6 protein-coding genes are annotated in these 7,674 nt (G+C 39.9%); 4 read left to right on the top strand and 2 right to left on the bottom strand.

Translation table 11 applies throughout. The features are described from left to right. Positions 1-77 precede the first annotated feature (77 nt). From kaiC to IQ228_RS16620, 3 genes are all read left to right on the top strand, one after another. Entirely contained in the window at positions 78-1,634 is a 1,557-nt protein-coding gene (gene kaiC / locus IQ228_RS16630; RefSeq protein ID WP_027401467.1) for a circadian clock protein KaiC, read from the top strand. Positions 1,635-1,743: 109 nt separating this feature from the next. Next, on the top strand, positions 1,744-3,747 hold the full coding sequence (locus IQ228_RS16625; RefSeq protein ID WP_193963598.1) for a TolC family protein: 2,004 nt from the start codon (positions 1,744-1,746) through the stop codon (positions 3,745-3,747). Between the two features lie 264 nt (positions 3,748-4,011). Next, positions 4,012-4,233, top strand: coding sequence for a ferredoxin-thioredoxin reductase variable chain (locus IQ228_RS16620; RefSeq protein WP_027401960.1), 222 nt, complete (start codon positions 4,012-4,014; stop codon positions 4,231-4,233). Positions 4,234-4,825: 592 nt separating this feature from the next. Here the strand turns inward: IQ228_RS16620 and hetI are convergent. After that, positions 4,826-5,548, bottom strand: coding sequence for a 4'-phosphopantetheinyl transferase HetI (gene hetI / locus IQ228_RS16615; RefSeq protein ID WP_193963596.1), 723 nt, complete (start codon positions 5,546-5,548; stop codon positions 4,826-4,828). Positions 5,549-5,631: 83 nt separating this feature from the next. Then, the gene (locus tag IQ228_RS16610) at positions 5,632-6,666 is read right to left on the bottom strand and encodes a YheT family hydrolase (RefSeq protein WP_027401962.1); all 1,035 of its coding nucleotides are present in this window, start codon (positions 6,664-6,666) and stop codon (positions 5,632-5,634) included. Between the two features lie 232 nt (positions 6,667-6,898). Between IQ228_RS16610 and IQ228_RS16605 the strand changes: the two genes are divergently transcribed. Beyond that, positions 6,899-7,642, top strand: a complete 744-nt coding sequence (locus tag IQ228_RS16605; protein ID WP_027401963.1) for a response regulator transcription factor — start codon at positions 6,899-6,901, stop codon at positions 7,640-7,642. Positions 7,643-7,674: the final 32 nt, after the last annotated feature.

Raw genomic sequence — 7,674 nt, 5'->3', positions numbered from 1 at the left:
TTTATTTAGTTATTAAAAATAATTAAAAACTTTCTTGATTTTAAAAACCTGGGTTGAATATCCATATTAGATGAACCATGAATAAAAAAGAGCAACCTGAACAAAAAAAAATACCTATCGGTGTCGAAAAAATTCGCACGATGATCGAAGGCTTTGACGATATCAGTCATGGCGGTTTACCTGTGGGTCGAACTACTTTAGTTAGTGGAACTTCAGGAACCGGCAAGACTCTATTATCACTGCAATTCCTTTATAATGGCATCACTTACTTCGATGAACCCGGAGTATTTGTTACCTTTGAAGAATCACCCAGTGACATTATTAAAAATGCCCATATTTTTGATTGGAATTTACAACGGTTGATTGATGAAGGTAAATTATTTATTCTCGATGCATCTCCTGACCCTGAAGGTCAAGATATAGTTGGTAATTTTGATTTATCTGCCCTGATTGAACGTTTACAATATGCCATTCGTAAATATAAAGCTAAACGGGTTTCCATTGATTCCATGACAGCCATATTTCAACAATATGAAGCTGTCGGAGTAGTGCGACGAGAAATTTTTCGGTTAGTAGCACGGCTAAAACTATTGAATGTCACCACCATCATTACCACTGAACGGGGTGAAGAATATGGACCAGTAGCATCCTTTGGAGTCGAAGAATTTGTTTCCGATAATGTAGTAATTTCTCGCAATGTTTTAGAAGGAGAACGTCGGCGGCGAACCATTGAAATTCTCAAGTTACGGGGGACAACCCACATGAAAGGTGAATATCCCTTCACAATTACCAATGAAGGAGTTAATATATTCCCCCTGGGAGCAATGCGTTTAACACAACGATCTTCTAATGTGCGGGTATCTTCTGGAGTGAAAGTTCTTGATCAAATGTGTGGTGGTGGTTTCTTTAAAGATTCGATTATTTTAGCCACAGGAGCTACAGGTACTGGTAAAACCTTATTAGTTAGTAAGTTTATTCAAGATGGCTGCATTAGTGGTGAGCGAGCAATATTATTTGCCTATGAAGAATCTCGCGCCCAACTTTCCCGAAATGCCCATTCTTGGGGTATAGATTTTGAAGAATTAGAACATCAAGGATTACTGAAAATTATTTGTACCTATCCTGAATCAACTGGTTTAGAAGATCATTTACAAATTATTAAATCAGAAATCTCCCATTTTAAACCTGCTCGTATTGCCATTGATTCACTTTCTGCAATGGCTAGAGGTGTTAGTAATAATGCTTTTCGTCAGTTTGTAATTGGTGTCACAGGTTATGCTAAACAAGAAGAAATTACTGGTTTTTTTACCAATACTACAGACCAATTCCTGGGTTCTAATTCCATTACTGACTCCCATATTTCCACGATTACAGATACAATTTTGATGTTACAATATGTAGAAATTCGGGGAGAAATGTCGCGGGCAATTAACGTATTTAAAATGCGCGGCTCATGGCACGATAAGGGCATTCGTGAATATAATATTACGGCAGATGGTCCTGACATTAAAGATTCATTCCGTAATTATGAGCGGATTATCAGTGGTGCGCCTACGCGCGTTAGTATAGACGAAAAGGCAGAACTTTCTCGGATTGTCAAACGTTTTGAAGACAAACCAAGTTCTGATGTCTAACATGAGTTATCGTGCGATATTCCTGCCCAAATCTCCAGATCGTGCTATATTTTGTGTTGAAGACAAGTATTCTGCCGCTAAATTAATATTTTTTGTGTGAGGGGATGCGGTGAAAGGACAGCAATTATTCCATTGTTTCTTACCTGGTGTAACAGTAGCAGTATTAACAACTCAGCCCGCTTGGGCTACTGTTATGAAAGTGAATGAGTTACAGCTAAAGTCTACTTCTAGTGTGTTGGTTTCTACTGATAGTAGAAATTTATTCCCAGACAATAGCCTACTGCCTAAAAGTAAAGTTAATAGTAACCCAGGATTATTACCTGTTAGTTATTTTAGTCAAGGCAGTATCAAGCCTGTTGGTAACTCCAGTCTACCTATAATCATGGCTGACAATTATCTCAGCACTGAGGGAGAAAAAAGTTCTCCAAACTATGACAGTAGATTTGTAAGTTTTTCTGATTTATCAAATTCAAATAATAATTTACTGTTTGCGAGTAATTCTCAGTTAGGTAGTTTAAGTAACTCTGATCAGCAAGTGATCAATGGTGATGTTGAGATATCAAAGTTACTAGAGTCTAGTAATTGCCCACAGTCACAGCCTAAGAGTCAATCAGCTTTGCTACTTACTGCTAACACCTGCTTACCTCAAAATAATAGTTTGATAGCACAAACAACTGTTCCTAATACGACAGAAACCAGTACACCTCCGACCGCAGAAAATGTCAATTCTGCACCTAGTCAACCTGTAGATTTTCCTAATGTTCCTAACGAGTTGAATCCCAGTCCTAATCCCCTGTTATATCCAACGCAAGCAGAGGAAGTGAAGGTTCAAGGAAATCAGCCAATTAGTTTGTCACAGGCTCTGGAACTGGCTAAACGGAATAATAATGATTTACAGGTGTCTGTACTGCAACTGGAACGGAGTAAGTCGGTTTTGCGTGAAGCTCAAGCAGCTTTAATGCCTAGTGTGGATTTGAGTGGTGATGTGACAAATAGTCGCAGTGCTAGTAGTACATTATCCTTCGACCAAGCTAGAAAAACTAATCCTTTAGTGGGTGATCCTCCTGCCAATACCACATTTAGCGGTACTGCACAGATAAGATATGACCTTTACACCTCTGGTAGACGTAATGCAGCGATTAAAGAGGCGCAAGAAAGGATACGAGTGCAAGAGTTAGATGTAGAAAGGCAATCTGAGGAAATTCGCCTGAATGTGGCTAGGGCATATTATGATTTGCAACAAGCTGATGAAAATGTGAGAATTTCTCAGTCAGCGGTTACAAATGCTCAGGCGAGTTTGAAGGATGCAGTGGCTTTAGAACGGGCAGGTGTAGGGACTCGGTTCGATGTGTTGCGATCGCAGGTAAATTTAGCTAACTCCCAACAGGACTTAACTAGTGCCTTTTCTCAACAACAAATTGCCCGCCGTAAGTTAGCACCACTGTTGAATTTATCCCAATCAGCGAGTATTAGTGCGGGTGATCCTGTGAAATTGGCAGGTTTATGGCAACATCCACTAGAACAAAGCATCGTTTTAGCTTATCAAAATCGTCCTGAACTACAACAGAACTTAGCACAGCGCAATATCAGCGAGGCTCAAAGAAAACAAGCATTAGCAACTTTGGGACCCCAGGTGAGCTTGGTGGGTAGATATAACTTGTTAGATCAGTTTGATGATGGCACAAGCGTCAGCGATGGTTATTCTTTGGGAGTGCAAGCCACCCTCAATTTATATGATGGCGGGGCAGCAAAAGCCAGAGCAGCCCAATCTAAGACCAATATTGCGATCGCTGAAACTCAATTTTCTGAACAGCGTAACCAAATCCGCTTTCAAGTAGAACAAGCATACTCTACCCAGGCTTCAAACTTAGAAAATGTGCAAACTTCTAATGTGGCTTTAGAACAAGCTAAAGAGTCTTTGCGGTTAGCGCGGTTAAGATTCCAAGCAGGTGTCGGGACTCAAACTGATGTAATTAACGCATTAAATGATCTCACCCGTTCAGAGGGTAATCGCGTCAAAGCAATATTGGATTACAACCGTGCTTTAACAGAATTGCAAAGATACGTTACCACTAGGGGTTTGAATCAGTTACAGGAATCAGGGGTCAAGTAAGAGGTAGGGGAGGTGGGGGAGGTAGGGAAAAGAGTATGACCAATTACCAATCATCTCAATAAGAAATATACAAGTTTGTTCTACAGCTTAATAGCGCAATATGTTGTAAAATTGGGTTTGCAATTAAATCATGCTGGATTTTGCGTTTCCAGGTTCCAATCAAAAATCTGGCTTCAATTTTAATATCCACAGCGGTTAAAACCGCTCGTGCCGTTTCCCTCTCAGGGCTAAAGCCGCTGAGTTTCCCACTTATCGAGTATTCTTATGAAAATAGGCGATCGCGTGCGTGTTAAAGAATCAGTAGTAGTTTATCATCATCCCGAACATCGCGGTGATGCTTTTGATATCAAGGATGCAGAAGGGGAATTAGTGGCTATTGTCACCCAATGGCATGATAGACCTGTAAGTGCCAACTTTCCTTTTTTAGTCCAGTTTAGCAAAAAGTTTAAAGCCCATTTACGCGATTTTGAAATAGAAAATATCTAGTACCACAGGGCGGAATTAAAAATTAAAAAATACCGTCCGTACCGTGTCGCCAATCCAACGCGCTACACGGATTAGTTTTATTATTGATGTGTGCGATCGCGCTGACTTGCCAGTTCGCCTTTTCGTGAAATTTCTAATACACGCTTTCACGTGATTTAAGTCACTGGAAAGAAAGACATTAAGCTAAAAGATGAATTCAACAATGTCTCCGTTTAGTTAAGTATGAGTCCTCTAATTCTTATACTCACCCAGATCATTCTCTTCCTCCTGGGACTACGAGTAATATTTTTGATACTTGATCAGGTAATAAATGCTTATAGGCGAGTTAGATTTTCACCAAATAAAAACCCGATTTGGATCATTAAAAACATTTTTCAACGGAGACTAAGGATTAAAACCTATACCAAAAATACCCACAATACATACAAAAATTCGAGGTTGTGGAAGCAACTACTTCGCAAACTCAATAATGAGAATACAACCGCCGAAAGACTAATCAACCATCTCATGATAAAATACCCCGGACAGTCTGACCGATGGTATCTTGAAAAGGCGATTTTCGATTTAGAACGGGATAAAGGAAGATATTAACTTAATTAAGAAAAGATTCCCAACAATGCAAATTAATATTACTACCTGCAACCACAACCGCAGCCGCAAAATTATCTGCCGGTGTTAATTCCCTTAAACTCCAATCTCCTGAGACAAGTAATTTACTAGGTTGATTTGGTGTTAAATCTATTTCAATTTCTTCTAACTGCACTAAACCATCTCCTGTAGCTTTTAAATAAGCTTCTTTACAAGTCCAATAACGAAAAAATATTTGTTGTTGTTGGGCGGGAGAAAGTAGTCGCAGGTATTGATATTCTCTAGCAGAAAAGAATCTTTTCGCCAGACCTTCCAAATCAGACATAGTGCGAATATATTCTAAATCTACACCAATTTGATTTTGATAACTTATCCCCAATAAAGCCAAATCTTGGGAATGAGATAAATTAAATAATAATCCCTGATCAGCAAATTTAGCCGCCAATAAAGGCTTACCACGCGGCTGATATTCAAATTCTACTTGTTTAGGGGCAATATCCAAATATTGCCCTAAAATTGCGCGGAGAGTGCCACGTCCAGCCATAAATCTTTGCCGATGTTCAGGAAAATAAAACCTTTCGGCGCGAGCAATTTCATCACTAGATAAAGTTTCCCGAAAAAATTGTAATTGTAATTCATCAGAATTTAAATTAATGCGCCAAATATGCACATCATTTAATAACAAATCTAATTTTTTAGGTGCGGTTAGCCAATTCAAATTAAACACAATCGCTAATAATTAAACTGTAAATATCCGGGAGACAAAACGTTTGATATAGCCGGAAAGGTTAGGGATATTCTTTCTTCCTCCTAACTCCTAACTCCTTCTATCCACTCTAAAACACGATTCCACGCCCACCATTGATCAGGATCTTGGTATTGATTTTGACATTTTTTGCTACTCACATAACCAACATGACCACCGTAGCGAGTCAGTAATAAATCTATATCAGGATTTTTTCTAGCAGCAACTTCTAAATCAGGAATGATAGCCGGATCAAATAAAGGGTCATCAGCAGCATATAAAATGAAAGTTGGTTGAGATAATTTTGGTAATAATTCTAAACCACTGCTGGCTTGATAATAATCAGCAACCGTCGCAAAACCCAAACGGGCAATCACCAATTCTTCGTCAAATCCCCAAATACTGTTAGCCCTTGCAATCGCCTCTGGTTGAATAGATTCAGGATAAGCAGCATGGATTTTCCAGGCTAGTTTTTTCAATTCCTTAGCAATGCGAGATTCGACATATTTACCAAAAGGGTGTTTAACTAAATAGGTGAGCGATCGCAACGAATCTAAGCTTGGACAAATCACCGCCCCACCAGCAATATCAATGTCTTTAGGTGCTAAATCCGCAGCAGCTTTCACGCCCCACAAAGCCAACTGTCCCCCCAAAGAATAGCCCGTAAACCAAAATGGTGAAGGACAACCCATTTTTGCCGCAGTTTCGGCTATTTTAACAAAATCTTCCCCCTCATACAAACCATCCGAAGTCAATGTTGGCGATAATTCTGCGGTTTTACCATGCGCCCGCCAATCAAATAACACCACAGCATAGCCTTTGGCGTAAGCCTTGCGTCCCAAAATTCGTAAAAACCATTGCTGGTCTAGCTCTCCAGTAATACCATAGGTGCCAACAATTGTACTATGGGCATTTGGGGGAATAGCAACTTGACCAAAAATTGGCACACCTTGACCCCCAGAGAAGATAACCTCGTGATATTTTGGCTCTGGATGAGTAATTTTACTCTCCCAATCCCGATTAGCCCATAAAGCCGTATAAGCCGTCATGGTCACGCCATTTTGCAAAAAATAGGGCGGTAAATATTCGTATTTATACATAAAATAAGAGCATTGTATCTTACAATAGTTTGAATTTAATATTTATATTAGATTTAACATATTTTTCATAATTAAGATGGTAATCTTTTTATATATCAAGGAAAACAAAGCCTTATGGTTTGCTTGATCATCTAATCATCCCTCAACTTTTTCCCAGAATCAGCGTAGCGAAATTTTGGTAGTTGGGAGAGCGTCAATTATCGTTAAATAAAGTAGTTATAATTTTTTAAGAATGCCGAGGATTCTTGTCATAGACGATGACCCAGCGATTTCAGAACTTGTTGCCGTCAACTTGGAAATGGCGGGCTACGATGTTAGTCAAGCTGAAGATGGCATTAAAGGTCAGGCTCTGGCTCTCCAGCTACAACCCGACTTAATTATGCTTGATCTGATGTTACCTAGAGTAGATGGATTTACAGTTTGCCAACGCTTACGTCGGGATGAACGGACTGCCGAGATTCCTGTCTTGATGTTAACTGCTTTAAGCCAAACCCATGACAAAGTAGAAGGGTTTAATGCTGGTGCAGACGACTATCTGACCAAACCCTTTGAGCTAGAAGAATTGTTAGCGCGAGTACGGGCTTTATTACGACGCACTGACCGGATTCCCCAAGCAGCAAAACATAGCGAAATTCTCAACTATGGACCAATTACCCTCGTTCCCGAAAGATTTGAGGCTATCTGGTTCAAAGCAACGGTGAAACTGACTCATTTAGAGTTTGAGTTACTCCACTGTTTGCTGCAACGTCATGGACAAACTGTTTCTCCTAGCGAAATCCTCAGAGAAGTCTGGGGTTATGATCCTGATGATGATATTGAAACTATTCGGGTGCATATTCGCCACTTGAGAACTAAACTCGAACCTGATCCTCGTCATCCGCGCTACATTAAAACCGTTTACGGTGCAGGATATTGTCTGGAATTACCTAGTGTACCTCCGGGAATGGAGGAAACTATGGCTACAGTAGTTGAGTAAAAGGGAACTGGGGACTGGGGACTGGGGACTGG

The organism is Dolichospermum sp. LEGE 00246 (assembly GCF_015207865.1).
Lineage (GTDB): Bacteria > Cyanobacteriota > Cyanobacteriia > Cyanobacteriales > Nostocaceae > Dolichospermum > Dolichospermum heterosporum.
Note: the sequence above shows the minus strand (reverse complement) of the source record. Positions and strands in the feature narration are given on the sequence as shown.